At 43.3% G+C, this 26,304-nt stretch carries 22 protein-coding genes and 1 other annotated feature; of the genes, 4 read left to right on the top strand and 18 right to left on the bottom strand.

The window, feature by feature from the left end; translation table 11 throughout:
• Positions 1 to 31 precede the first annotated feature (31 nt).
• From ACQKMP_RS14475 to ACQKMP_RS14465, 3 genes are read right to left on the bottom strand one after another with little or no spacing between them, the layout of a single operon-like run.
• Positions 32 to 1,663: an extracellular solute-binding protein gene (locus tag ACQKMP_RS14475; protein WP_339241794.1), complete on the bottom strand. Its 1,632-nt coding sequence runs from the start codon at positions 1,661 to 1,663 to the stop codon at positions 32 to 34.
• A 57-nt stretch (positions 1,664 to 1,720) separates the two neighbouring features.
• Entirely contained in the window at positions 1,721 to 2,620 is a 900-nt protein-coding gene (locus tag ACQKMP_RS14470) for a carbohydrate ABC transporter permease (RefSeq protein WP_052404326.1), read from the bottom strand.
• 24 nt (positions 2,621 to 2,644) lie between these two features.
• On the bottom strand, positions 2,645 to 3,613 hold the full coding sequence (locus ACQKMP_RS14465; RefSeq protein WP_339241797.1) for an ABC transporter permease: 969 nt from the start codon (positions 3,611 to 3,613) through the stop codon (positions 2,645 to 2,647).
• Positions 3,614 to 3,863: 250 nt separating this feature from the next.
• On the opposite strand from ACQKMP_RS14465, the gene ACQKMP_RS14460 reads away from it, so the two are divergent.
• Positions 3,864 to 5,303, top strand: coding sequence for a response regulator transcription factor (locus ACQKMP_RS14460; RefSeq protein ID WP_427469610.1), 1,440 nt, complete (start codon positions 3,864 to 3,866; stop codon positions 5,301 to 5,303).
• Complete coding sequence (locus ACQKMP_RS14455) at positions 5,290 to 7,068, top strand: cache domain-containing sensor histidine kinase (RefSeq protein WP_076298786.1); 1,779 nt, start codon at positions 5,290 to 5,292, stop codon at positions 7,066 to 7,068. The genes ACQKMP_RS14460 and ACQKMP_RS14455 overlap by 14 nt, the downstream gene beginning before the upstream one ends.
• A gap of 71 nt (positions 7,069 to 7,139) precedes the next feature.
• Here ACQKMP_RS14455 and ACQKMP_RS14450 read toward each other — a convergent pair whose 3' ends face one another.
• The 5 genes from ACQKMP_RS14450 to ACQKMP_RS14430 form a co-directional block, all read right to left on the bottom strand.
• A complete protein-coding gene (locus ACQKMP_RS14450) occupies positions 7,140 to 8,537 on the bottom strand; it encodes a sulfatase (RefSeq protein ID WP_427469609.1) in 1,398 nt (465 codons plus the stop codon).
• 106 nt (positions 8,538 to 8,643) lie between these two features.
• Entirely contained in the window at positions 8,644 to 9,477 is an 834-nt protein-coding gene (locus ACQKMP_RS14445) for a helix-turn-helix domain-containing protein (protein ID WP_379423915.1), read from the bottom strand.
• A gap of 39 nt (positions 9,478 to 9,516) precedes the next feature.
• On the bottom strand, positions 9,517 to 10,494 hold the full coding sequence (locus ACQKMP_RS14440) for a formylglycine-generating enzyme family protein (RefSeq protein WP_427469608.1): 978 nt from the start codon (positions 10,492 to 10,494) through the stop codon (positions 9,517 to 9,519).
• 36 nt (positions 10,495 to 10,530) lie between these two features.
• A complete protein-coding gene (locus ACQKMP_RS14435) occupies positions 10,531 to 11,064 on the bottom strand; it encodes a chromate transporter (RefSeq protein ID WP_427469607.1) in 534 nt (177 codons plus the stop codon).
• Positions 11,065 to 11,075: 11 nt separating this feature from the next.
• The gene (locus tag ACQKMP_RS14430; RefSeq protein ID WP_427469606.1) at positions 11,076 to 11,738 is read right to left on the bottom strand and encodes a chromate transporter; all 663 of its coding nucleotides are present in this window, start codon (positions 11,736 to 11,738) and stop codon (positions 11,076 to 11,078) included.
• A 185-nt stretch (positions 11,739 to 11,923) separates the two neighbouring features.
• On the opposite strand from ACQKMP_RS14430, the gene ACQKMP_RS14425 reads away from it, so the two are divergent.
• Positions 11,924 to 13,123 carry an ROK family protein gene (locus tag ACQKMP_RS14425; RefSeq protein ID WP_427469605.1) on the top strand — a complete coding sequence of 400 codons (1,200 nt, stop codon included), beginning with the start codon at positions 11,924 to 11,926 and terminating at the stop codon, positions 13,121 to 13,123.
• Positions 13,124 to 13,189: 66 nt separating this feature from the next.
• Here ACQKMP_RS14425 and ACQKMP_RS14420 read toward each other — a convergent pair whose 3' ends face one another.
• The 8 genes from ACQKMP_RS14420 to ACQKMP_RS14385 all read right to left on the bottom strand — a co-directional run bounded on the left by ACQKMP_RS14420 (position 13,190) and on the right by ACQKMP_RS14385 (position 22,075).
• On the bottom strand, positions 13,190 to 14,434 hold the full coding sequence (locus tag ACQKMP_RS14420; protein ID WP_427469604.1) for an anaerobic sulfatase maturase: 1,245 nt from the start codon (positions 14,432 to 14,434) through the stop codon (positions 13,190 to 13,192).
• A 211-nt stretch (positions 14,435 to 14,645) separates the two neighbouring features.
• A complete protein-coding gene (locus tag ACQKMP_RS14415) occupies positions 14,646 to 14,933 on the bottom strand; it encodes a hypothetical protein (RefSeq protein ID WP_042189061.1) in 288 nt (95 codons plus the stop codon).
• 204 nt (positions 14,934 to 15,137) lie between these two features.
• On the bottom strand, positions 15,138 to 16,397 hold the full coding sequence (gene tyrS / locus ACQKMP_RS14410; protein WP_042189064.1) for a tyrosine--tRNA ligase: 1,260 nt from the start codon (positions 16,395 to 16,397) through the stop codon (positions 15,138 to 15,140).
• A 139-nt stretch (positions 16,398 to 16,536) separates the two neighbouring features.
• Positions 16,537 to 16,767, bottom strand: a binding site (T-box leader).
• Between the two features lie 120 nt (positions 16,768 to 16,887).
• Positions 16,888 to 17,700, bottom strand: coding sequence for a DNA alkylation repair protein (locus ACQKMP_RS14405; protein WP_427469603.1), 813 nt, complete (start codon positions 17,698 to 17,700; stop codon positions 16,888 to 16,890).
• A 112-nt stretch (positions 17,701 to 17,812) separates the two neighbouring features.
• The gene (locus ACQKMP_RS14400) at positions 17,813 to 18,493 is read right to left on the bottom strand and encodes a Crp/Fnr family transcriptional regulator (protein ID WP_339241818.1); all 681 of its coding nucleotides are present in this window, start codon (positions 18,491 to 18,493) and stop codon (positions 17,813 to 17,815) included.
• A gap of 81 nt (positions 18,494 to 18,574) precedes the next feature.
• A complete protein-coding gene (locus ACQKMP_RS14395) occupies positions 18,575 to 19,630 on the bottom strand; it encodes an LLM class flavin-dependent oxidoreductase (protein WP_427469602.1) in 1,056 nt (351 codons plus the stop codon).
• Between the two features lie 354 nt (positions 19,631 to 19,984).
• Entirely contained in the window at positions 19,985 to 21,103 is a 1,119-nt protein-coding gene (locus tag ACQKMP_RS14390) for an acyltransferase family protein (RefSeq protein WP_427469601.1), read from the bottom strand.
• A 27-nt stretch (positions 21,104 to 21,130) separates the two neighbouring features.
• Positions 21,131 to 22,075, bottom strand: coding sequence for an NAD-dependent epimerase/dehydratase family protein (locus ACQKMP_RS14385; protein WP_427469600.1), 945 nt, complete (start codon positions 22,073 to 22,075; stop codon positions 21,131 to 21,133).
• Positions 22,076 to 22,269: 194 nt separating this feature from the next.
• Here ACQKMP_RS14385 and ACQKMP_RS14380 point away from each other — a divergent pair, with 194 nt between their 5' ends.
• Positions 22,270 to 23,916 carry a glycosyl hydrolase family 28-related protein gene (locus ACQKMP_RS14380; RefSeq protein WP_042189076.1) on the top strand — a complete coding sequence of 549 codons (1,647 nt, stop codon included), beginning with the start codon at positions 22,270 to 22,272 and terminating at the stop codon, positions 23,914 to 23,916.
• A 4-nt stretch (positions 23,917 to 23,920) separates the two neighbouring features.
• On the opposite strand, the gene ACQKMP_RS14375 is transcribed toward ACQKMP_RS14380, so the two are convergent.
• Positions 23,921 to 25,087, bottom strand: a complete 1,167-nt coding sequence (locus ACQKMP_RS14375) for an aminotransferase class I/II-fold pyridoxal phosphate-dependent enzyme (protein ID WP_379423908.1) — start codon at positions 25,085 to 25,087, stop codon at positions 23,921 to 23,923.
• 59 nt (positions 25,088 to 25,146) lie between these two features.
• On the bottom strand, positions 25,147 to 26,256 hold the full coding sequence (locus ACQKMP_RS14370) for a GNAT family N-acetyltransferase (protein ID WP_427469599.1): 1,110 nt from the start codon (positions 26,254 to 26,256) through the stop codon (positions 25,147 to 25,149).
• Between the last annotated feature and the right edge of the window lie 48 nt (positions 26,257 to 26,304).

The following is a 26,304-nucleotide window of genomic DNA, read 5'->3' as shown; positions in this document are numbered from 1 at the left end:
TGCTTCAGCCCGGATCTTCTCTATCCATCAATTATTCAATACCTTGTTCTTTGGCCTTCGCATTTACTTCTTCTATCATTTTATCAAGACCTTTAGCTTTATAATCGTTCACAATGTTATTCCAGTAACTCTCAACGGGTTCTTTGGAAAGCATGATCTTAAGCAGATCATCATGGTCCAGCACAGTAAATTTATCCTTTGTTGGGGTGGACAAATACGTTAACCGAATGTCATATTCTGGAACCTTCGTATTGTTCTGAATCCAATCGATATAATCGACAGCTTCTTTGCGGATCCCTTCGTTAGCGATCGTCGGGTTATCCATGTTATAGCTATCGGAAGTTTCATAAGCCACCAAATTTTTTAGAAATCTACTAGCTGGATACTTCTCATTTAATGAACCCTTTTCAATGACAACCTTCTGCCCATTTTCGATCTTGTAATCGACACCTTCAATGCCATAAGTCAACAGGTCCTTGCCTTCAGGAGACAACACATAATCATAGAGTGCCATGATGCGATCCATCTTTTTATCGTCAACCTTATTGCTGAAATAACTTTCCGACCAGTACGTTTTAAAAATAGCATGTGAGCGTTCACCATCAGGTCCAATAAGTGGCTTGAGTGCCTTTACGCTCTCCATGATATCCTTATCCGGATAAGCTGTTTTCCAGCGTTTTTCATACATATCGCTATTTAAATTTATAAAACCGCCACCGCTTAGAAGAGCAGCTGCTTTACCTGCTACGAAATTATCATAAGACTCTGCAGGCTTTACAAGCGCGATGTCTGGATCGATCAAACCTTTTTCGTACATATTCTTCATGTTTTGTAACGCCGGAAGCGCATTTTTCGAAAATACAGCAGGTATAAACTTACCGTCCTCTTTGATCCATTTAAAGTCACTGCCGCTTCCATCACTCGTGGCGACCGGGTTACCGTACAACCAGAAGAATCCGCCCAGCATCTTGGTAGTTGTCGTCGTAAGACCGGTAATATGCTTCCCTTCCGGATCCGACTTCACGATTGCATCAAGCATAGCTTCAAACTCTTCCCAGGTCTCGGGTTCTTTTGTGATTCCAGCTTTTTGAGCAAGATCCCATCGATAGAACACCATACGATCCAGTGCGCTCCAATCGACACTCGGGAACATCCGGCGAGGAACGGTATAATACTTTCCGTCTACACCTAAACCTTTAATGTCCGGCGATTCGAAGTATTTTGCAAGGTTAGGATACTTAGAAAGATCCGGAAGTGCTTTGACAACACCTTGTTCAACCCATTTACGCTGATATTGCGTACCGACAGCGTCGATCGCAAAAATATCAGGCAATTGACCGGAAGCAGCCCACATTTGAATCTTCTGGGTATAGTCATCCCAGGTCATATTGACAGGTTTTAATGTAATGTTGAATTTTTCTAATACTTGTTTGGCGATCGGGTCTTTTTCGATGTTAGCAATTTCAGCATCCGCGTCCCAGAAACCAAGAGAAATGGTCATTGGATCCTTGTAAGGGTTGTCCGTGGAATTAGAAGAATCCGGAGATACTTCACCGTTTGATGCCGTCTGCCCTTTGTCGTTATTGCCTCCACCGCAAGCCGTGAGCACCGAAGCCAATAAAGTTATGCATAATGCCAGTGTCATCATTTTCTTTCTAAGCATGCTTGAAACCTCCCTTTATACTATTTTAGGATAGAATCAATCTATTTAAAATCTTTCTTATCCTTTTATCGAACCAACCATAATGCCTTTATTAAAATGCTTCTGCAGGAACGGATAAACAACAATAATCGGAATGCTCGAAACTACAATTGCTGCCATTTGAAGTGCAGGTGTGTAGACCTTCCCCGTCTGCTCCTGCTCGGCCATCGTCTGTGCCATTTGACTTAGCAAGGAATTCGAAGTAATGAGTGTCTCACGTAAATAAATCTGAAGCGGGGCCTTTGAAGCGTCACTGATAAAGATCAACGCGTACCACCATTCATTCCATCTTTCCACGGCATAGAACAAAGCAAAGGTCGCCATGAATGGGGCAGAGATCGGAATAATGATTTTGTAAAGGATGTACAGATCATTTGCCCCATCCAGCTTAGCTGACTCTTCCAGACTTTCTGGGATCGTGTTGAAATAGTTTTTCATAATGATCAGGTAAAACGTATTGAGACCCGCGGGTATGATCATGACGAGTATATTGTTTACGAATCCTAGATCTTTAACGACTAGATAAAAGGGAATTAAACCGCCATTGAAAAACATAGTGAACAAGATCAAACTAAGCATTATGTTTCTTCCCGGCATGCCCCGCTTGGATAATGCGTATGCTCCCGCTACAGAGATCGTCATGCTGAACAACACGCCAACCGCCGTTACGATGACAGAATTTAAAATCGAAGTCCAAAACTTCATATCCTGAAGCAACAGCTTGTATGCCGACAGGTCAAACGAAAGCGGAAAAATATAAAAGTCACTTTTACTAATCGCTTCGAACTTTGCAACTGAGATAATAAGAACATTATAGAAGGGAAAAAATGTTACTAGTGCTAGAAGCCCCAGAACCACGAATGCGACGATATCGAAGACACTCCATTTTTTTCTCTTTTTAACCGTTGTGTCGGTCACTTGCTTCACCCCTTTTCCTGCAAATTAATACAGTCCTTCCTCACCCATTTTCTTAGCGAACGAATTGGCCGCCCATAAAAGGATTAGGCTGATAATGGACTTGACGACACCCACGGCGGTCATATATCCAAAGTCGCCCCCAATCGTGAATGAAGTCCGATAAATGTATGTATCGATCGTGTCGGCAACCGAATATACCGGTGAACTATACAGATTGAATATTTGCTCGAAGCTCGAACCTTGCGTCAATAATTGTCCAACTTGAAGAATTAACAAAACTGCGACGGTACTCTTCAAGCCCGGCCATGCGATGTTTAGCAGACGGCGAAACCGGTTCGCTCCGTCCACTTCCGCCGCTTCAAACAGCTCAGGATTGATCCCTGCAAGCGCTGCTAAGTAAATGATTGAATCCCAACCGATCTCTCGCCACACATGTGTGATATACAGAACAGGTCTAAATGCACTTTCATCTACAAGCGGAGAATTTGGATCCCCGCCAAACAACATGATGATCTGGTTATAAATCCCATCCTTGCTTAAAATATTGATGATAATCCCCGACAGTACAACCCACGATATAAAATGCGGGAACGTCAGGATCGTCTGAAAAAACCGCTTCATTTTGGTCCTGGAAAACTCATATAAAACAATCGCCAGGATAATGGGCATCGGAAAATGAGTGATCAGCTTCATTAAGCTGATAATGACCGTGTTCCAAAAGGCCCTGCGAAAATCCGGGTCGGTCAACAACGTTTGAAAATTCTCTAAGCCAATCCAGGGACTTCCCAGGATCCCCTTACTGTAATCAAAGGATTTGAATGCTAACGTTACACCGTACATGGGAGCATAGCTGAAGAGGGCGTACCAGATTAACACCGGTAGAACCATGAGGTAAAAATACTTGTACTGTAAAATCGTTTTTCCTAAGCTTTGCTTAGGAGCCCGAGTCTTTAAGCTTCGCTTAGGCGTACGAGCGGTTACAGAATCAGCCAATCTTCTCCCCACCTTTCTGTATGAGATTGTTTATGCTTGTAAGCGATTTATATGGTAAATTATATCGGGAGTGTAAATTATCTTGTATAGAGGATACAACTCCGGTCATGTGGATTTTTCACACCTTTGTGGGTGACCTTCCTGTGACACGTAATATCGGACATAGTGAGCGTAAGATAGTCCATACCCCCCTTGATCCACAATCGCTAGGATAAATCTAAGAGCTCCATATAGAAAGGGGGATTCACTTATGCGTTCAGTGATTATTGCAGATGATGAGAAGTGGATTGTAGAGGGAATTAAAGCAGGAGTAAATTGGAAGAAATACGGCTTTGAAGTGATCGACGATGCCGAAAACGGGCAAGAAGCCCTGCAATTAATTCAATCGCTTCGCCCCACCCTTGTTCTAACAGATATTAAAATGCCTGTAATGAATGGGCTAGAGCTCATTCAACGTGGTAAAGCCATCGCACCTGATACAATTTTCATCGTACTCAGCGGACATGCAGAGTTCGCTTATGCACAAAAAGCGATGAATTATGGTACGTTCGGATACTGCCTGAAACCATTTGAAATCGAAGAAATCGAAGGAATGCTTAACCGAATAGCCCAGCAACACGAATCGAAGGTGGTTAAAGAAAGCCCTGTCCACGACTTCGAACTATATGAAGCGGTTTGTTCCGGAGATCTTGAACGAATCAGCTTACGGTTGGACGAGAAGCGAATCCCCTTGTCGGAAGATCGCCCTCATATCCCCATTGTTATCCAAGGGTTAAGTTCGCCCGCAGATGTCGGGCAATTCTCTTCCTTGGTCTTCCCGATGAGCCGCCGACGTTATGGTTACTTATTGGAAGAGTGCCAATACGAAGTCTTCCTTCGGGGTCTTGAACATACAGAGGTTGTACAAGAATGCGGGGTGGGGATCGGTCCTCCTATTTCGGATATACATCAACTGGATGCGGCTTTAGAATCCGCTTCTCATGCTGCTTTCAGTATGTTCACAACGGGGATGCCTGGATGTTATCCGGTGAATCCACAACAGGAAATACCGATCGACGAGAAGCTCAAAGAGATCTCCCGGATTCTTCATAATAAAGACCGGCTCGGTTTTATAGCAGCCATGGAATCGATAAAGAAATTATTCAAAGAGGGAACGTTCACCATTAAAGAAGCCTATTTGCTCTACACATCGATCCTCTACTTATTTCCTCGGGAAGGGACTCGGGTTAACGGCCGTTTTTTTGAAGGATATGAACAGCTCTATTATCGATACGGTACGGCTGAAGCTATGATCGATGATTTGATTCTTATGACGCTTGATATTTTTATGAACAGAAACGAAACTGATATTTCACGAATTTCAAACCACAAAGTCAAAGAAATCATGTTGTACATCCTCAACCACTTCAATCAAGAAATTTCGATTCAGCATTTAGCCAATCAGTTCTTCTTAAGTCCAAATTACTTATGCCAATTATTCAAGAAAGAAGTCGGCGAGACCATCATCGAACATATCAGTCGATTAAGAATTGAATACGCTTGTAAAATGCTGGTCGAGACCGACCTTTCCATTTACCAAATCGGTGAGAAATGCGGTTTTCAGGATTATTTCTACTTCACACGAATTTTTAAACGGCATCTCAAAATGACACCTACGCAATATAGGGAACAAAGCAATGAAGACATTTAAGAGATTATCCATCCGTACTCAGGTTCTGTTATTTGGTTTATTTATTGTTGCCATTATCCCAATCATCGTTTCACGAGTCTACCAACTATCAAGCGAGACCATCATTAATCAAAATACGCAATACAATACGGAGCTGGTCTCCCTTCTCAAGCAACGGATTTCTAACAACTATGCCAACGTTTCTTCCATGATGATGAATGTAGGATACGATTCGACCGTCCAAAAGTTCCTAGTCGAGAATGATAAGCTTCGAGGCTACGACCTATCCCAAAAGGTAGAGGGACTATTGAGTATCGCGCGAAATATGAATACGGACATTTTAGATATTATTGTTATCGGCAGCTCTAACACACGTATTTCCTTAGCGGGAAGAACCAAATATGCCGTCGATCTTATGAAGACTGCTGGGGATGATGGAATCGTTCATTATCGCGGATACAGTCCTCCAGACAAGGTCATCGACAAGAGAAAATTACTGTTCGGGATGAACATCTTTGCTTCAGGTGACACGTCCCTATATGGCGAAAAAATTGGCTACATCGCAGTTATTGTGGATATGAAGGCTATTCAAACTGAAATTTCAGAGTACCCTCGATTAGTCGGAACCAGCTTTTTTATGATGGATGATAAAGGGCTGATCTACTCAAATAGTGATGAGCCGGAGGACATGCTCCAGCAGTTTCAAACTCGGGCAACTGGAAGGGATGGAGAGTCAATCGTCGAAACAGTTAACGGAAAGAAATATGCAATTCAGTCCTTTATCTTACCGGAGATCTCTGGAAAAATTATAACCGCTGTTCCTGTCCATAATTTAATGAAAGAACTGGAGAAATTAAAGAAGGTCAGCTATGCTCTTCTAGCATTAATCTTATTGGTCGTCTCTATTCCCTACTCTGTACTCATGATGAATCTCTTAAGACCGTTGTCTAGGCTTATGCGCTATATGAATCAATTAAAAGGCGGAAGTCTAGGAATATTGAACAACAAGGTCGATTTAAAAGGCTATGCTGAAATTGAAATCATCTCTCGACAGTTCAATGATATGACAACGCGGATTCACGATTTGACGGACCAATTAATCGATGCAAACACCCAGCTTTACCAGACAGATCTGGAAAAGCAACGTGCCGAATACTCGTATTTGCAAAGTCAAATTAATCCCCATTTCTTAAGCAATACTTTAGATACAATCAAAGGCGTTGCGATCGTAAAAGGAAATCGGGAAATCTACGAAATGACTACCGCCTTAAGCACAATGCTCAAGTACAGCATCAAAGGCAAGGAGGAGGTAACTCTTGGGGAAGAGCTGAAAATCGCAGAATCTTGTGTGAGGATTTACCAAGGCCGTTTCCCTGACAAATTCAGTTACAAGCTGTTCTGTCCACAGGAATGGTTACACATTCCCGTACCTAAAATGATCCTTCAACCTATTGTCGAAAATGCGCTTGGTCATGGACTTGAGGCTCAAGGTCAGGGAGTCTTGCTGATCACAGTAGAGAAAAGCGAAGCGGGACTGCTTGAAATCGCTGTAGAAGATAATGGTGTAGGCATCGTTGCTGCGAGACTGGAACAGCTAACCGAGCTGCTGGCTGGTAAGAACATAGAATCCGGTGATCATATCGGGCTCCTAAACGTAAACAACCGTCTAAATCTTAAGTACGGTGATCCCTGCGGCGTTCTGCTGTACAGTAAGGAAGGTAGCGGGACGAAAACCGTTTTGAGGCTTCCCGGGGCTTTAATTGATCAGCAAGAAGCCAGAAAATAAAAAAGGAGGTTGCCCTTTCAGGGGCAGCCTCCTTCTCAGTTGTCTTTCTTTCCTCATTCAAAAGGACAACGCTAAGCATCCTGTGAGGATGAGCTCGCATACTCTTTCGCATGATAGGGTCCACCTTCCATAAGTACCGTCCATAATGGATCGATATCACAGTCCATGGAGCTCATCATGTTGTCATGCCATTCATTCAACAGATAGACAGCCTTCATACAAATGTCTTTACGCACTTCGGCGAGATTATGTTGTTCGTAAGGATCATGCTTCATATCAAACAACATTTCTTTCGGAAATCCATGGTGTCCGTCATGATAGGTGCGTATATATAACCATTCCTCAAATCGGATGCTGCGTTGACACACATGCGCGCATTGTGAGATTACGAGATACTCACGCCCTCCTAAATGTCCCTCTAGAATGGTATCAGCATAACTTTCACCATCCCAAGAAGGAGCCCCTTTCAAATTCAGAAGGCTTGCTAATGTCGGTCCGAGATCAAGGTGATAATGTAGCCCATCCTCCACTATTCCCTTCTTGCCGCCTGGCCAGCGAATAATCATCGGAATACGGCAAGTCGCCTCGTCTGCCGTGCCGTGCTCGGAGTAAATCCCTAGCTCGCCCAGGCTCTCTCCGTGATCCGCTGAGATCAAGATAGCAGTATCTTCCATCACGCCAAGTTCTCTGAGCTTAGAAAATACTTTCCCGAGATGCTCGTCCAGATACTTAACTCCAGCATCATAGTTGTCAAAGATAACTCGCAGGTCATCACGATTCTCTATCTCCTGCTGATGCCTAAAATGCTGATGATAATGCGATTTCGCGAGTGCATTCATATCTTCAATACTATGCTGTCCCTTTTTACTCCGGTGAAGCTCAAACACGTCTTCCGTGATCCAATCGGGTAAAAGCTCCTTCTCGAACGGATTACCGTAGCTCTCGGGTGTACGATAAGGCGTATGAGGATCCCAGAAATTCAGGTGCAGAAACCAATTTTCGGACTCCCCATTATCCTCAAGCCATTTAAGTGCCACAGGAAGCACCTGCTCTGCCGTCTCATGCCCCCTTCCACCAACATTGAACACTTCTTGAAAACCGGCATTAAAGGTCCAGGCCGAGTGCCGTTCGGCGAAGGTGCTAATCGACGCGGTTTTCATGGCCGCTTGCCTTAATATAGCGGGAAGACTCTCCATTCCCAGCCGGTCATTAAATTCGCGTTGCGCCCCTTCTCTACGCATATCAGCAGCGGTCCCGCCATGTCCTACAATCCCATTATGAATGCCAAATCGTCCCGACATTAAAGCAGAACGGGACGGTAGACACGGCGCATCTGAACAATAGTAGTTGGTAAAGGTGACACCTTCTTTAGCGATTGAATCGATATTCGGGGAGGTATTCCGATGATAGCCATAACATCCCAGATGGTCCGGGCGAAGCGAATCCAAATCCAAATACAAGATTCTCATGAGTTATACCCTGCCTTTCCTTTTAATCGAAATGGTTACGCATCGATTCGGGCAGTTCAGAATGATCTGCTCATGCTTATAGAGTAAATGAATATGGAAAGCTCCGCTATGGAGTAGCGATGTTTGTTTTTGTATATTCGATACTTTTTCGGTACTCTGCCGGACCCCTGCCGTATTCGCCACGAAATACCTTACTGAAATGTGAAGCATCATAATAACCACAGCTCTGGGAGATATGCTCGATGGTATAATCCGTATACTCCAACATTTGTTTAGCTTGCTGCAGCCGTAATTTTCGTAACATTTGCATAGGTGTCAATTTATATATTTTCTGAAACGCCCGGCTAAAATAAACAGGATTCATATGATATAGCTTGGAAAGCTCCTCTCTACTAATCTCCTGATCAAGTCTCTCCTCCATATATTTCAACGCCTCGTTAAAGCGGTCCGTGACATAGGGATCTCGTGATGAGCGGCGCCCGCCAAGCTTGGTGCTCTCCATAATTTCATAAAGGAGAAGAAATGCCAATGAACCGACCTGAACATTTCTGAAATCATCCTCCTCCTGCAACCACAGGCTTCGCAGCTCGTCAAACCTTCGCTCATATTCGCTTTGATCCCGAATCCGAATCACCTTGCCTAGCGGGAATAACTTGAAGAAGTCATCTCCGTCTCGCACCTTTGCGTTAATATTAAACAGATAATGTACGCCTTCCATTTTGGAGATCACATTAAAAGGCTCGTTAGGACGGTGGATCATCACGTCTCCGGCAGAAGCAACATATTCTCCCTCGGAGGATGTCGTCAATACCTCACCTTTTTGGATATAAGAGACGGTATAACAAGACTGGACGTAATCGAATAAGACCCGCTTCTGATATTGAATTTTTATGACGTCCAGCACGGTGATATCAAACTGACTATGAATGATAGAGGACAAAGAAGTTCCTCCTTCTAATGTAGTAGTCTTTATGTATTCTCAACCGGTATAATCAGCCGCACATCGAAAGCCAATATTTCCTGCAGAGCTGTCTGGTGTATTTTTGCTCCTGGCCGCCACCCGATAACGGTTACAATAAGATTTATGGCACAAATACGATCCTCCGCGCATCGACCTTGCTACACCACTTACCGGGCCTCTCGGATTCACGGATTCGGAAGATATATGATAGTCCTTAGTAAACCAATCCTCGCACCATTCCCACACGTTTCCTGACATATTATAAAGACCATAGCCGTTAGGCAGATAGGACCTTACAGGTGCGGTACCTGCAAAACCATCGCTGGCATGATTTTTATCGGGAAACTTTCCCTGCCAAATATTGCAGCGATGCTCTCCGCCTGGTTTTAATTCGTCTCCCCAAGGATACCGTTTCTGAACCAGACCTCCTCGTGCGGCATACTCCCACTCCGCTTCCGTAGGCAGACGTTTGCCGGCCCAGCTGCAATATGCATCAGCATCATGCCAAGATATGTGGATCACCGGATGATCAAGGCGTTCGTCTATTTGAGAATTCTGACCTTCCGGATGACACCAATTTGCTCCCTCTACCACCCACCACCAGGGAGTTTGAGTAGCTACTTGGGTCACCTTTTTCCCTGTCTCCATGGAAACAAAAGAATGAAACACATAAGACCAACCGAAACGCTCCGCATCTGTAACGTAGTTTGTTTCCTTGATAAAAGCAGCAAACTGCTTATTCGTAACTGCCGTTGCATCAATCAAAAAGGGAGATAAGGTAACATTCCTAGCAGGCCCTTCTCCGTCTGCGGGAAACCCTTCTTTGTCATCCGTCCCCATAAGAAAAGTGCCTCCAGGAATAAGGATCATGCCCGAGAAAACTTTATCCCCTTCTGATCTTTGGAGAGTTGTGTTCTCCTTACAAACATCGATGGAACCTTGTTTCTCGACTTGATTTCGACTAGCTGAACAGCAAGCCCGTATATTCTCTGACATGTACTTACCTCCAATCTGGGATTGTCCCGGCTCTGTCTAAAAATAGGCTACACCAAGAATGCCAGAGGCAACGATAATGGTGAGCGGATGCAGCTTATATTTTATTAAACCATAAAGTGCAGCGAATACAATGATCAATGTGCCAATGGTCTGCCAACTAATGAAAGCGTGTTCCATGCTATTTAATCCAAACCGAATCGCAGCATAGGCAATCAAGCCTGTAATCACTGGTCGCAACCCATAAAATAACGTTTTAATCCATTGACTGTCCCTCACCCGATAAAAAAAGATGGAAATAACAATGATGATAATTAATGAAGGCAGAACCATACCTAATGTCGACACAATCGCTCCTTCAATTCCAGCTACACGATATCCAATCAAGGTTGCACTGTTCGTTGCAACAGGGCCCGGTGACATCCCTGCGATGGAAACTACCTCTTGAAATTCCCTTTCAGATAACCAACCACCAGCCATAGCTTCATGCTGAATCATCGGAATGATTGCGTACCCTCCTCCAAAGGAGAGTAGTCCAATTTTTATAAAGATAAGAAATAAATTCCAAATCACATTGCTTCCCCCTAGATGTAATACTCTGGATAATTCGATTCTTCATCAGAAGCTTTCAAGGAATCCTTCTCTGTCCGAACTTGGAGCCCTAAGAGCTGTTTGATTGGCATATATACAAAACCGATAATCAATCCAACTGCGATCACGTATATGGGATTGATTCCAGAAACTAATAAAACAATCGGTATAACCAACGCCGTAACAGCCGTAGTCTTGTCAAATATAGCGTTCTTAGCCATTCGATATGCTGCTACTAGGATCAAGGCAATAACAGCACCATGAATCCCCGTCATGGCGGCAATAACTTTTGGTTGGTCGGCCAGTTGTGAGTAAACGGCGCTAAGCAAACAAACAATGATAAAGGTTGGAATCGTAATCCCAGCGATTGCAGCAATCGCACCCTTCACTCCAGCAAGACGATAACCAATGAATGCCGCCGCATTTACACCTACCCCACCTGGTGCTGCGCCAGCTAAAGATAGAATTTCATCCATCTCCTCTTCAGCCAGCCATTTCCGTTTAGTGGAAATTTCCCGTTCGATCATAGGGATCATCGCATAACCTCCCCCGAAAGTTACGGGACCGATTCGAACAAATACCCAAAACAACTGGAACAATAGACTTATCCTTAGGTCTGTATTCGTCGTCGCATTTGTTTTCATAGTTGTTCTCATGGATTCCACCCTTATATTTTCTGTAGTAATTTCATTATATCACTTTTTCCCAAAATGGAATTAAGTTTTTGAACGGTAAAATACAATCTATGGTTTATGCGTTATACTATATTAATGATAATAAATACAAACTTTATAAAAAACGATCTTTCTAGTTCATCCTATATATAGCTTGGAGGTATATCGTGGAAAAGCGCTCGACACACATTCCATCCCCAAAGAAACTCCTATACGACCGAATCGCCGAACAAGGCACAGTTTCCAAGTTAGATCTTCTACAAACATTTTCACTTACCAAAAGCACAATGACCCGAATATTAGATGAAATGACGGAAGAAAGCTTGCTGATAGAATGCGGATTCGGGGAATCAAGCGGAGGCAGAAGACCTATTTTATACCAGATCAATCCTTCCTACGGCTACATCATCGGTTTAGAGATTTCCAGGCTGTATTCTTCCCTTGGTTTATTTGATATGCAAATGAACCCAAAATCAATTGTTCACTGGCGAATGGATCAGGCATTCACACCTGAAAGATTTATGGATCACATAAGTAATCAAATACGCGCCTTCCTTAGAGACCATCAGCTGAAGGACAGTCAAATTATTGGGATAGGAATAGGAGCCGTGGGACCGCTTGACCGGGAAAATGGTTTAATCTTAAAGCCGCTACATTTCCCTGCTTCAGGCTGGAACAATCTCCCGATTTGCACTCTGGTGGAGGAACGGACAGGCTTCAAAGCTTGGTTGGACAACGGAGCAAATTCCGCACTGCTTGGGGAACGCTGGTCCATCCGTCACGCTAACATTCAACATATGCTCTATGTACATGCTGGAGCAGGGATCCGCTATGCGATGATGTCGCATGGAAGTATTGTTCATGGGACGATGGATATGGAAGATGCCATTGGTCAAATGATCATCCAGACAGATGGACCCCGATTAAATAATGATGGGAACTACGGTGCTCTGGAAGCATTCGTATCTGTGCAGGCGCTAGAACAAAGTGCACGCTCAGAGGCAAAAAATGACAACGACCTGATCCTCCAAAGATATAAAGTCTCGCCTGAGAAGCTAACTTATGATGTACTCGTGCAAGCCTTTAGAGATGGTAATCCACACGCACGTGAATTATTTACTCAAGCCGCCATTCACTTCGGGATTGGCCTCGCCAACGTTATCAACCTGTTACATCCTGAGACTATCATTTTAGGTGGTGCGCTCATCCACTCTCACGAGTTGTTCTTCCAAACGGCGGTTGAAGTGGCACAGCGTAACACTTACCGTTATCCTGAATACCAACCTCACTTCTCCCTAGGTACATTAAAAGAAGAAGCTGTGGTGACTGGTGCGGCTATTATGGTGAGAAATCAAATGGTTCTTTAACATAATAAAAAGGTTGTCCCACAGCCATTTGCATGATTGTTGGGACAGCCTTTTTTTTAATTTGAGCTATAGTGGTTGACAGCAACTCTTAAATTTTTTCCCGCTTCCGCAGAGACATGGATCATTTCTACCTGGAAGTGGTTTGGCACTTTTCCTGAACTCCAGCATCTGCTCCGATTTAAGTCGGTTTGCTAGCAGTATCATCCGTTCATAGGCATATGAGTAGAACATTTTATAACTACGGCAGAAATAATCAACCTCAGTACGATCATGAACATCAAGCCAATTCCGGTTGCGCGGGCACCCCCCATTGCAAAAGCTAAGATACTCACACTTATAGCATGATTCATTCATATTGGGTTTCATTAACAAAAAGTCATCATATATGGGGCTGGTAAGCAATGCTTCAAGGTCGGTATGGCCGATATTTCCTAACTTGTGCTCTTCATCAATAAAGAAATCACAAGGATAGGCATCCCCGTTCGTTTCAAGCACCACCATCTTCGGGCAGCATGAGTTGTGGACGCATAACTCCGCCTCATGATGCATGAATACTAGAAGCATATTCTCAAAAATACGAATGGGAAGCTCCGGATACCCCTCGTTGTACCACAGATCAAATGTACGGCATAGAAACGCTCCGTATTGTTCAGGTGTAATTCGAAAGCGGCCAGGCATATCACTCTTCTGTGAGACAAAATCCATGCAAGGGATAAACTGAATATAAGGAAATTGTTGTTCCTGGTAGAATGCCATCAATTCGTCTGGTTTCATCACATTATCTTCATGAATCACCGTCAGAATACTATAGTCCACACCCTCGTTCTGTAGATGGCGAATCCCACGCATAACTAGATCATAACTACCTTTCCCCGAACCCGTTATACGATGTGCATCATGAATGGTCTCAGGACCGTCCACACTAATCCCAACCAAAAAGTTGTACCGTTTAAAAAATTTCGCCCATTTCTCATGAATTAGCGTTCCGTTGGTCTGCAGCGCATTACTGATCATCGTATGAGGTGGAGCGTACTTAGCTTGGAGTGAAATCACGCGTTCAAAATATGGAAGTCCGGCTAATAGCGGCTCCCCTCCCTGCCAAGAGAACGTCGCTATACCAGATGATCTTTTCATGTACTGAGCGATAAACCGCTCCAGAAGATCCGTATCCATCACTCGGATCGGATGATGAGGATGTCCCCCTGCTGTGCTGTAATAGCAATAATCACAGGTTAAATTACAATCCTCTGAGACGGTTTTCCACATGACATGAAGAGTCTCAGGCCTCGAGGTCTGTATGCAAGTTGTCATACGATTCTGCCCCTCCTATATAAATACAACCTTTATGAAACCTATTTCCTATTTCTTCAATTAAATCATAGGTATGTGCATCAACGATGAGTAAAACATCATAGTTTGTCGAATATCTAGAGATAAAAAAATACACTCCCTATTGTCTTTCGAGACAATGGGGAGTGTATTTTCTTTGAAGATAAATAGAGCATTACCAGACACTGTTTCTTTAATTACGGACGTATTCCTTATTCGCTGTTTCCAACATTGATTTCCAATCCGCAAATTTAGTCTCTCTAACTACATGACGATCAAAAAGTTCATCAGGTATGTCAGCAACATCTTCTTCTGTCTTTACTTGAAAGTTTCCTTTGGTTACAAACTCATCGAAACTTTTGTAATTGGAATACTTACTCATAAACGCTTCATTAAACAATTTCTCGAAAGAGATGTGATTGGGATCTTCTTGATACGTTTTCTGTCCTTGTAACTCATTCATCAATTCTTCCATGGTCATTGGTTTTTGTCTTCTCAAATTACCACTCCTAATTTTCTGTTATAGTTGTAGAATATCATGTTAATCCATAAATCACACGAATCCTAAGCTTACCATAATTTTCGCTATTTCACCTTTCAAATTTCACTTAATATGCAAATGATCCGCCTCTATACTTAAAATACAACAAAAAACCTCCCTTATTCATAAGGAAGGCTCTTTTTATTAGGACAATTTCACCAAACTGTAGTTTTTCTTACCCTTACGGATAATGATAAACCGGCCCCCGATAGCTTCGCTAGCTGTAACATCCAGAGCTACGTCGCTAACTTTCTCACCATTCATGGAGATTGCTCCTTTGGTGATATCCTCACGTGCTTGACGCTTGGACGGCTCGATACCGAGATCAACCAACCACTCTACGATATTTTTAGATTCCAGTGTAGTTTCGTAGGTCGGCATTTCCTTGAAGCCTTGCTCGATCTCATCAGCAGTTAGGGATTTGATATCTCCACTGAACAGAGCAGCAGTAATACGTTTAGCCTGCTCCAGCAATTCTTCACCATGCACGAATCTGGTCATTTCTTCAGCAAGTGTTTTTTGTGCTTCGCGTTTATGCGGTTCAGTCTGTACTTTTTCCGCAAGTGCATCAATTTGCTCTTTAGATAGGAATGTAAAGTACTTCAAGTATTTCACAACATCACGGTCATCAGTGTTCGCCCAGAACTGGTAGAACTCAAACGCAGTCGTTTTGTTTGGATCGAGCCAGATTGCCCCTCCAGCTGATTTACCGAATTTTGTTCCATCAGCTTTCAACATAAGCGGGATCGTTAGACCGAATGCTTTTGCTTCAGGTCCTTCTTTTCTACGGATCAGATCCAGACCGCTTGTAATGTTGCCCCATTGATCGGAGCCACCAATTTGGAGCTGCACATCTTCATGCTGGTACAGATGCAGGTAATCTAGGGATTGCAGGATTTGGTAGGAGAATTCAGTAAAGGAAATTCCGCTGTCCAATCTGCTCGCTACAACATCTTTGGCAAGCATCGAATTGATGCTGAAGTTCTTACCATAGTCACGCAAAAATTCGATCACATTGATTTTATGCGTCCAATCGTAGTTATTCACCATACGAATTTGATTGTCGCCATCAGTAACGAACAGTTTTTTCATTTGTGCGGTAAGCGCATCTACGTTAGCTTGGATTTGCTCCAGCGTCTGCAATGAACGCTCGGATTGTCGTCCACTTGGATCACCTATCGTACCTGTAGCACCGCCAATTAGCATAACCGGACGATGTCCTGCAAGCTGGAATCTTTTGAGTACCATGAACGGAATCAAGTGACCAATATGCATACTGTCACCCGTCGGGTCTACACCGCAGTACACCGAAACGGATTTCTGGTTGGTCAATTCTCTAAGCCCTTCGGCATCGGTTTGTTGATTGATGGCATCGCGCCATTCTAGTTCATCGATAATATTCATTGCCTAACACCCCTTAAATTAGTAGATATCCTATAACGAATCATCAGTCCGCCAAGCGAATATAAGGATAGTTGATGAAGAGAAACTTATAAATCCTTATATTTAAAAACAAAAAAATCGTCCCCTTGTCTATTGTAGACATAGGGACGATTGAATAACCGTGTTACCACCCAGATTGCACCAATGAAACGCTAATGCTAAAACACAGCATTGATGCCACTCGTGACGAGATATCGTTCGCCATTCCGCTCGGTGTTAGCCGAGATACTCCAAAGTGTAATTCGTACTCTTAGTGTGTACCGGGTTTCATCAACCCCCGGCTTTCTGAAACAGGGACTAAGCTACTACTGGGCTTCTTCAACGTATATCGTATATAAGATTACAGCCAGTATAGTGAAATAATTCTTCAATGTCAACATCTTAAGCTGAGAATGCCGAGACACACTCCTGCTGTGACGCACTACTAGAGGGCTAAGGTATTACTTCATTTTCAACGTAGATCAGTAATACTCCTTGTTGCCCGTGTTACAATCCGCTTCGTTTCCTTGGAATCCGAAGAAATTAACCACTTCTCACTAAGCTGTTGCACCCAGTCTGGATTGCTTTTACTCGCATCGTTCAACCAATTACTTACAGAATCCTGAACGTATTTTGCCGGATCTGACTTAAGTGGTTCTAATAATGGAAGTGCTATTGCTGGGTTTTCTTTTAGCGCAGTAATATGCTTCGCCCATACCCCATGTGGCCGCGTCAATTCGATTGCATATCTCCTTATGTTCGTATCTTGATCATGAACCCAGCACTCTAAGAACTTAATGGATTCATCCAATTCTGCAATGACCGATTCCCTTAAAGCCATCCATGAAATCTCACGTACCCCAAAATGATCATCCGCTGCAAAGGGACGGATATCCATTAGCTTTTGCGATAGACTTAAAGATTGATTTAGACCGATCATATAGGCAGCCCAACAGCGGACACTATCGGAACGATGCTGTGCTAATGCTGAGAATACTCGGACTTGTTCCACATCTGATTTGCACTCCAATACCTGTTGCCACTCCCGCGCGATAGCCGGTATGAGCTTCATGATTTTCTTTTCCGATGAATCGCGAAGCCTTTGTAAAATGGGTTCGGATTCCTGTCCAAAACCTAGCTCGTCCAGTACATTTTCTATCAAGACCATATGGTCCACAGCAAGCCATTCCGTTAGATTTACAGTCTGTAATTGTCCTTTATGCAATAGTCCAACAACATCAGCAGGAATATCGCTAACTTTTCGAGCTCCCTTCCTATGCTCCATATAAATCTTCCCTTCACCTATGATTTTAAAGGCTTGGATATCCTTCTTCTTATATCTAGGATACGGGTATTTCTAACCATAAAGATGTAATCTCATTTACAGCTCATAATCTTTATAAATTTCTTTCCAAAATCTTATCATGATGGATACGTATAGTTTTGAACCCAGTCTGAAGCACCTCAGCTTTTACCAATTCTTGCAATGCCACAGTAACCGCTTCTCTGCTCGCACCAATCAAATTGGCGATTTCTTGATGTGATAGTGGAACATTGATTTTATAATAATTATCCTCACTTTTAACGCCTAGTTGATCCGATAGCTTTAAAAGAACACACAATATTTTATCATGCAGATTTCCGATGGCTAGGTTTTGAGTTAACTGACTCATACTTTTTATACGATCGCTCAATACTTGCATTAACGACATCAAAAATCTAGGTCGAGTAGCTACGAAATCTTCAAATCTTACAGGATCAATTGTACAGATATGACACTCTTCCATGGCTTCAATGTAATGATCTTTGGTTCCAAACGAAATCACGTTCATTTCACCAAAAACATTACCCTCACTCAGAATATCCGAAGTAAACTGCTTCCCATCCGCATTCAATCGGTATAAACGCACCTTTCCTTTTTTCACAAAAAATAATCCTTCAGAGAAGGTTGTCGGTGTCTGGATATATGTATTTTTCGGGACTACTGTTATTCGAGTTAACTCTTCCATTTCCATTAGATCTTCCAGCGCTAACGATTGAAGCAAATTGAATTGAGATAAATAATGAATAGTCTCCATTGCTCCTCCCTTATATAACGTTATTCGTTATTTTAGTATACCGCACAAAAAAAGCCACGTCCTAAGGACGCAGCTTATTCGTTAAAGATTACTTGCTTCCCAGCGTGCTACTTCTTCACGAACACGAGGAGCTACTTCTGTTCCCAGCAGTCTAATCGCCTTCATAACATCCTCATGAGGCATTGTACCGTGGGGCATATGTAAAAAGAATCGTGTAATTCCAACATGCTTGCGAAGATGAATGATTTTGTTCGCAACGGTTTCTGGATCACCTACGTACAGAGCGCCATCAAAGCTGCATGCTGCATCATAATCGGAACGATGGTATGGGGGTGTCCCTTTTTCCTTCGCCCGCACATTGGTCCGAGCATGCGTTGAAGGGAAAAATTTCTCCAGTGCTAACTCATTAGTCTCAGCAATAAACCCGTGTGAGTGTGAGGCAATAGGCAGGCTTGAAAGATCATATCCGGCTTCAGCCGCTGCTTTTTTGTAAAGCTGCACATGCTTCGCATAATCAAGCGGTTGAACATTTCCAATAATAGCTAATACAAAGGGTAAACCTAATGCTCCAGTGCGAATCGCAGATTCTGGACTACCTGCACTCCCAATCCAAATCGGTAACGGATCTTGAACCGGACGCGGGTAAATCCCCAGATTGTTTATGGCTGCTCGATGTTTGCCACTCCAGGTTACTTTTTCTGACTTTTGGATGGCTAATAACAATTCCAGCTTCTCATTAAAGAGTTCTTCATAATCTTTCAGATCATAGCCGAATAAAGGAAAAGACTCTGTAAACGAACCGCGGCCGATCATAATTTCTGCACGTCCATTCGAAATGCCATCTAGCGTTGCAAAATCTTGAAATACACGTACGGGATCTGCTGAAGACAGGATCATCACGGCACTGGTCAACCGAATCTTCGAAGTCAACGATGCAGCTGCCGCTAACACAACCGCAGGTGATGAAGCCGCATAATCATTACGATGATGCTCGCCCACTCCGTATACATCTAGTCCCACCTCTTCAGCAAGTACAATTTCCTCCACTACTTCACGTAGTCGTTCTGCATGACTTATTGTCTCACCCGTTTGGACATCGGGCGTTGTCTCGACAAAGGTACTTATTCCAAGTTCCACTCTCGTTTCCTCCTAAAGTTCTGCACGATGCATTATTCTCTGGATGTAAATGTTTGAATATTCATAATTACATTTAATCAAGAAACCCATTATAATTGGATTCACCGATAATTCCAACTATTTCAGATCCCCTCGATTATTGATCGGTCTGAGGAGCCCTTATTTTAATGGTTTTGGCCATTTTGTGAGATTATCGGACTCAGATGCTGCTTTTTGCCCAAACCCACTACCAAAATGTGTGTTTTTATGGAAATAAGAACTATACGGTCCGAAACTAGTGCGATGTAAGAGCCAAGACAATATTAAAAGACCACTAATCACCTGAAAAACGGAAGTTTAGTGGTCAATTTCTAGCTAGTTCATGTTCCCTATACTAGAGCTTATGGGCTTATCTAGCGGTTTCGGGGGTTTTCTCTGATTGATTCCAACCCCCACTCGACCGAACACAAAGGCTCCGCCTGGAATACGATTCGCTATGTTCATGATGATCGCCGATCCAACCACACATCCGACAAATTGGAGAAGCACACTGAATAGTCCAAGGTTTTGCAACCCGAACGAAGAAGGAAGTTTGACGAATAAAGCCAACAACAACGGGTGAAGCAAATATATGCCGAAGGAGTATCTACTGCTCCACTCCAGCACACGCGGCACTTTTTTCAATGCAGAAGCCACTGTGAAGAGTAGTAGAATCATGCTCATGGCGAAAAGTAACATATCAATTCTCTTGGAACTATGTGCCGTAATCCAGCCTTGCCCATTCACGAATAGCACAAACGCGCCTGTTACAACTGGAAGCACGTAGACAGCTAAACGGAACTGTTTTAATTTTTCCCGGAACCAAGCCTCATTTCGCCCCAAGTAATAAGCCACAGTAAAGTAGAAAATCCACCCCGGAGAGAAAACCCAATACAATTTATCCCAAATATATTGAGCAGCTACCGTATCTACGGGTTTGGTGAAATTGAAAAAACCTAAGTAAGCCACATTAATAACGAATGACGCAATCAGTATAGAGCGTGGAGTGAATTTTTTGGCATGCTTTTGAAATAAGAGGAACAAGGCATAAAACTGAAAGATAATTAGGATAAAGTAGCCATGAAAATCGCCAAGTAACCAATGACGCCAGAGAAAGTACCAAAAAGCTTGAAGAAGCGGAATCCCCTCACTGCCCGCCATATCCAATCCTTTTAACCCTGCGTACAAAGCTCCGAAAAAAAAGTAAGGAAGCAAAATATACTTGATCCGTTTCTCCCAAAATTTCGCGGGAATTCCGTCCGGGTATGCAAAAGACAATACGAATTGCGAGATAAATACGAATACCGGTGTGCCAAATGTAAGCAGTAGACCCACTGACTCTACCCAAGGCGTGTTCCCATCGTCATAGACTCGATATAAAGCATGTAACAGCGCTATACTTAAGCAGGCTATACTACGTAGAACAAACATTTCCGAATTTAATTTTCGTTCCATGGGGATGACCCCTTTCGATATTTGCGATTAATGGTCCACAGCACTGCCTACAGTCAATCGGGCTGCAATCGTCTTCTTGAGTCCCTGGTTAAGATTATGGTGAGGTGACCAGGACATCAACTCGTTTGCTTTACTATTGTTTAAATAGCTGTGAAGAATATCTCCCGGTCGAGCCTGTTCATAGGTTGTCTGGGATTCCCGACCTGTAATACAGCCTATCATCTCTACAATCGTATTAATGGAGGTCGCCACCCCGCAGCTAATATTTATGATCTGATTATCCGCATTCTCATCTGTACAAGCCGCATTTACAAACGCCTGTGCAACATCCTCAACATAGACAAAATCCCTGGTCTGTTCTCCATCCCCATAAATCACAAGCTCCTTGCCTTGCTTTATGCGATCCAGAAAAATCGAAACGACACCAGCTTCACCATGCGAGCTTTGTCGAGGTCCATATACATTCGCAAGACGAAGAATGGTGTACTTCAGCCCATGCATGCTGGCAAACATCCGAATATAAGACTCAGGAACACTTTTTGATACCCCATAACAAGATTCAGGATTTAAGGGATGTTTCTCGTCAATGCTCAAATATTCAGGATTACCGTATACAGCGGCCGATGAGGCATACACGATCTTTTCAACCTGATGGGCCTCACACATCCGCAGGACGTTAAGTGTGCCAACAATATTCACATTCGCATCAAACAATGGATTGCGCTGAGATTCTCTTACGTCAATCTGTGCAGCCAGATGAATGACCACATCCGGTTTCTCACGGATAAAGACTTCACCCAGAGTCTCGTCCCGAATGTCGTACGGATATAAAAGAGCGGAAGGATTTCTATAGAATGAGCCGGAAGCACCCGATAAATTATCTACAATTACAGTTTCGATCCCCTCTGTTATAAGCCGGTCAACAACATGTGACCCAATAAAACCAAGCCCCCCAGTTACTAATACCTTCAAATAAAAAACTCCTTTCGCCCTGTAAAGTGCTCTTTGTACCATGCATCTGTAGAAAAGTTCACATAAAATACTTAAGAAGAAACGATGTTGTCATCCTTTATGGACGACAACCGTTACTCGTAGAAATATAAGGATGATTTATAACGCGAAACTTAGCCTTATATTTCAAATCAAAAAATAAAGGAGTGAAGTATATGGCAACTGCACCTATTCCAGATAATTCTGTAACAACGTCCGTTATTGCGGACGGAGCAGTCACTTCTATTAAATTAGATCCTGAAACTAACGGTTACGTGAATGTTCGATCTTATGGAGCTACAGGGAATGGTACCAAAGATGACACCGTCGCGATTCAAAATGCAATTAATGCTGGAAATGCCAAACGCAAGGTCGTTATTTTTCCGCCTGGTGTATATAAAGTCTCTTCCGGCCACATGCGTAACCCTTCAGTCCTAGATTGGTGGTGTCTTCGTATTCCAACCGGAACTAACCTAAGCTTTGAAGCCGGCTCAAAATTGGTGCTTGCCCCTAACCCACCATCGGATACTCGAGTTCTTGTTATGTTAAATGCCGCAAACATCACGATATCCGGCAGCCTCGAAATAGACGGAAGTGCTTCGACTGTTAAAACAGCCGTCAACGATCAACTTCATGGCTTGTTCATTTCTTCTTCGCAAAATATAACGATCGAATCGGTGTACTCTCATGATTGCTATGGTGATAATATTTTCATTGGAGGGACAGAAGATATCCCATCCGTTAATGTGCATATCGGATATGCGTACTGTGAAACGGCTGGTCGAAAGAACTTTGTAGTCCATTTTGTAGACCAGCTTCATGTCAACAGAGCGGTATTAAATAACAGTCGCGGTGGTGCACCTGGGTTTAATGGCGCCAATTCACTCGATGTAGAACCCGACATCTTCAAGGGAACGCGTAGCTTTTATCAACGATTCGACTCTTTGACAACAACTGGTTTCGGCAATGATATGACAACTGGGCTTTCAGATGAGATAACGAGACTCTGGACTCTCGACATCGGTTCACTAGATATGCGTGTAAGTGGATCAGTAAGTCCAGCATTGCTGTCCTATGGATTGACGCTAAAAATCAACCATTTGTCTATTCGCTCGACGGATCATAAAGCTAATTACGGTCTACAAACGATCTATTCACAATTTATTGATATCGGAAGCGCAAAGTTCGATGGAATCGGCGGCCCCGCGATCTACGCTGCGTTTAATGCTGCTGGAGGAAAACCAAGATTGCATATCGGCTCGTTAGGGATGTACGGCTCGGGTTCCACCTTAGCAAGCGGAGTCCGAATCGACGGAGGAGATCTTTATGTGGGGACGATAGATGCACAGGACTTAACGGGCAGTACCTTACAATTATTCACAACAGAGTCTGACGCGATGGTTACTGTTGACAATATGATTGTCCGTAACAGCGGGACCAATCAAGTCGTGCTAGCGTCATCTTATGGTGCAGCTAAACCCTTCCTGCACCTGAACAATGTAGCAGTGTTTGATACCCGTTCTGTAAAGGTAAAACGCATTCTAGAATTCGAAACATTGGTTGCCATGCAGGGTACTTCTCTTGGTACCTTGTATAATCCGTATGCTTTAACTGAATGGTTCTCTACCTATGGCAACTTCAAACGGGCAGTCCGACTCGTTGGTGGAACATTACTTCCTGCAGTATTTATCGTGGAAGGATCGCCTGAGGGAACGATTACCGCTCCGATTGGCAGTCTGGCTATGCGAACAGATGGTGTAGCGAAAGCCACTTTTTATGTGAAGGAAAGCGGCACTGGTGCTAACGGATGGATTGCTAAGTAATTTTTCAGCGGTTCTGAATACAAGACTCTATCGCATCCATTACGCGTACCAGATCATCATCCGATAAAGAGCTACCAGAAGGTAGACATACACCTTTTGTGAACAATTGATCAGATACACTATGTCCCTCCATGTATGGATAATAGAAGGCGTTCTCGAACAGAGGTTGCAAATGTAGTGGTTTCCATACAGGTCTAGCTTCTATATTGTTGAATTCCAGGCACTTTAAGAGTTGATTAGCGGAGAAGCCTGCGATTTCTTCATCAATCGTTAGCGCACTTAACCAGCGTGTACTGCGACAATTTGGCGCTTCCGGCATGAAATGAAGACCCGGAATGGATCCCAATCGATCTGAGTACACTTGAGAAATATATCTACGTCGTTCGACCTTTTCCTCAAGTAGCTCCAGTTGCCCTCGTCCTATGGCTGCCAACAGGTTACTTAGCCGGTAGTTATAACCCATTTCGGAATGCTGATAGTGTGGAGCAGTGTCACGTGCTTGGGTAGACCAGAAACGGGCTTGATCTAATGCATCGGTATCATCCGATACAAGCATACCTCCACCTGAGGTTGTAATAATTTTATTCCCGTTGAAAGAATAGATTCCGAAGCGGCCCCAAGTACCACTGGCCTTTCCGTGATAAAAGGCACCGAGGGATTCCGCAGCATCTTCTATTAAAACAATACCGTAATGATTCGCGATTTCTACAATTGGCTCCATGTCTGCGCTCTGCCCGTACAAATTGACAATAACAGCTGCTTTAGGCAGTATCCCTCTATCATTCAAATCCTGGCAGGCCCGCTGAAAGGCTAGTGGACACATATTCCATGTTTCTGGTTCTGAGTCTACGAATACAGGTGTAGCCCCCAAATATAAAATAGGATTGGCACTAGCTACGAACGTAAGCGTCGAACAAATCACGTAATCTCCTTGAGAAACGCCAGCTAGACGTAGTGCAAGATGAATTGCTGCTGTTCCAGAGCTTAATGCAAGTGCACCCTTTGAACCTGTATAGTCGGCCATCTCCCGCTCGAAAGCATCGACTTGTGGTCCGATGGGAGCGATCCAGCCAGAATGAATTGCATCCTCCAAATAAGCCTGTTCACGTCCACTTACATGCGGTGGGGATAACAAGATTCGTGGTAGAATGCGTGGTTGACGAATACTCATGCCTTGCTCCTTTCTCCATTTGGATGCTTTAATCCAAATGGAATACATATCTTATTGACTTACTTCAGAGCGTGGTCCATGATATTTTGATTCAAAAGAGATGGATGCCGGTAGAGCGGAAAGTAATTCCCCGCAACTCCAGTGTCACAGAGTGCTATCATTCGTTCATACACCTCGGGGAAAAATATTCGCTTACCTAAGTAATAGTCTAGTGGTTCTAGTTGAGTAGCGAATCTTAGCTTGAACTGAAACAGCTCGTCATTCCCCTTATATCCCCCACCGAGATGGAATTTTTCATATCCATTCTCCATCCCCCATACGGCTGCTGCGTGGATGAGAAATTTGGTAGGTGACCACTGCAGATAAGCTCGGTCCCAACCGCATAAGTGATAATGCATCCATGGTCGATCAAGAAGTATAATACTTGCCCCTACACTCCTCTCCCCATCCATCGCCTCAAACAGCACTACCCGTCCGTCTGGCAAAAGGCTTGTATCTTCTATAAATTTTCGAGGGAAATAATAAAAGGGATCTGCTTGTAAATCATTTAACGTCCCGTAATATAACTCGATGAAAGGCTCGATCCGATCCTTAAGATCCGACTTTCGAATGGTGAATGGAGCTGACTTTAATTTACGGATATTTCTTTTATGATTGCTGCCATAGTTCTGAATTAGCACTGACTCTGAGCCAACTGTCAAATCCATGTAAGCTGTATTCCGATTGAGCTCCGTAGTAAGCCCTTTCTGGTATTCAGTGGCATTGCCTATAAAAGGATGGAATCTTACAAACTCGGTCATGATCTTTTTCTCTCTGCAGTAATCTGTGAACGTTTCACTGAATTTTCGGTACAACTCTGTTCGTTCCGCTCCTATTGGCACATTAGATATCGGCCCCCCGTATCCATAAGGTGTGCTGATGTCATACCATTCTCCTTCAAGTCCCAGCTGGATGACTGCTGGAAGATGGCTAATGGAGCGAAGTAAGTAAGGATAAATGATGAGCTTCTCACCCTGCTTAAAAACAAACAGTTCTGCCTGTTGATGATCATCATCCTCAAACAGCCGAAAAAAATCTGCAGAAAAATAGATATCCTTACAATCCATCTGATTCAAATAAGCATCCCATTCTTCAGAATGCGCGCTATTAAGCACAATGAAATCACTCATACGTCACCACCTAAAAGTTATGTTAACGACGCTTCCTTGAGGTACTTC

The sequence above is a fragment of the Paenibacillus sp. NPDC101420 genome, assembly GCF_050277435.1.
GTDB lineage: Bacteria > Bacillota > Bacilli > Paenibacillales > Paenibacillaceae > Paenibacillus_AQ.
The sequence above is the reverse complement of the archived record's forward strand: the minus strand, read 5'-3'. Positions and strand labels throughout refer to the sequence as shown.

Excerpts from the sequence above, each read along its gene's own strand:
- tyrS (WP_042189064.1), bottom strand. The coding sequence starts at position 16,397 with ATGAATATTATCGATGAACTAGAATGGCGCGATGCCATCAATCAACAA.
- ACQKMP_RS14400 (WP_339241818.1), bottom strand. The coding sequence starts at position 18,493 with ATGGAGACTATTCATTATTTATCTCAATTCAATTTGCTTCAATCGTTA.
- ACQKMP_RS14450 (WP_427469609.1), bottom strand. The coding sequence starts at position 8,537 with ATGAGAATCTTGTATTTGGATTTGGATTCGCTTCGCCCGGACCATCTG.
- ACQKMP_RS14440 (WP_427469608.1), bottom strand. The coding sequence starts at position 10,494 with ATGTCAGAGAATATACGGGCTTGCTGTTCAGCTAGTCGAAATCAAGTC.
- ACQKMP_RS14380 (WP_042189076.1), top strand. The coding sequence starts at position 22,270 with ATGGCAACTGCACCTATTCCAGATAATTCTGTAACAACGTCCGTTATT.
- ACQKMP_RS14420 (WP_427469604.1), bottom strand. The coding sequence starts at position 14,434 with ATGACAACTTGCATACAGACCTCGAGGCCTGAGACTCTTCATGTCATG.
- ACQKMP_RS14375 (WP_379423908.1), bottom strand. The coding sequence starts at position 25,087 with ATGAGTATTCGTCAACCACGCATTCTACCACGAATCTTGTTATCCCCA.
- ACQKMP_RS14430 (WP_427469606.1), bottom strand. The coding sequence starts at position 11,738 with ATGAGAACAACTATGAAAACAAATGCGACGACGAATACAGACCTAAGG.
- ACQKMP_RS14475 (WP_339241794.1), bottom strand. The coding sequence starts at position 1,663 with ATGCTTAGAAAGAAAATGATGACACTGGCATTATGCATAACTTTATTG.
- ACQKMP_RS14460 (WP_427469610.1), top strand. The coding sequence starts at position 3,864 with ATGCGTTCAGTGATTATTGCAGATGATGAGAAGTGGATTGTAGAGGGA.
- ACQKMP_RS14455 (WP_076298786.1), top strand. The coding sequence starts at position 5,290 with ATGAAGACATTTAAGAGATTATCCATCCGTACTCAGGTTCTGTTATTT.
- ACQKMP_RS14405 (WP_427469603.1), bottom strand. The coding sequence starts at position 17,700 with ATGGAGCATAGGAAGGGAGCTCGAAAAGTTAGCGATATTCCTGCTGAT.
- ACQKMP_RS14390 (WP_427469601.1), bottom strand. The coding sequence starts at position 21,103 with ATGGAACGAAAATTAAATTCGGAAATGTTTGTTCTACGTAGTATAGCC.
- ACQKMP_RS14415 (WP_042189061.1), bottom strand. The coding sequence starts at position 14,933 with ATGACCATGGAAGAATTGATGAATGAGTTACAAGGACAGAAAACGTAT.
- ACQKMP_RS14370 (WP_427469599.1), bottom strand. The coding sequence starts at position 26,256 with ATGAGTGATTTCATTGTGCTTAATAGCGCGCATTCTGAAGAATGGGAT.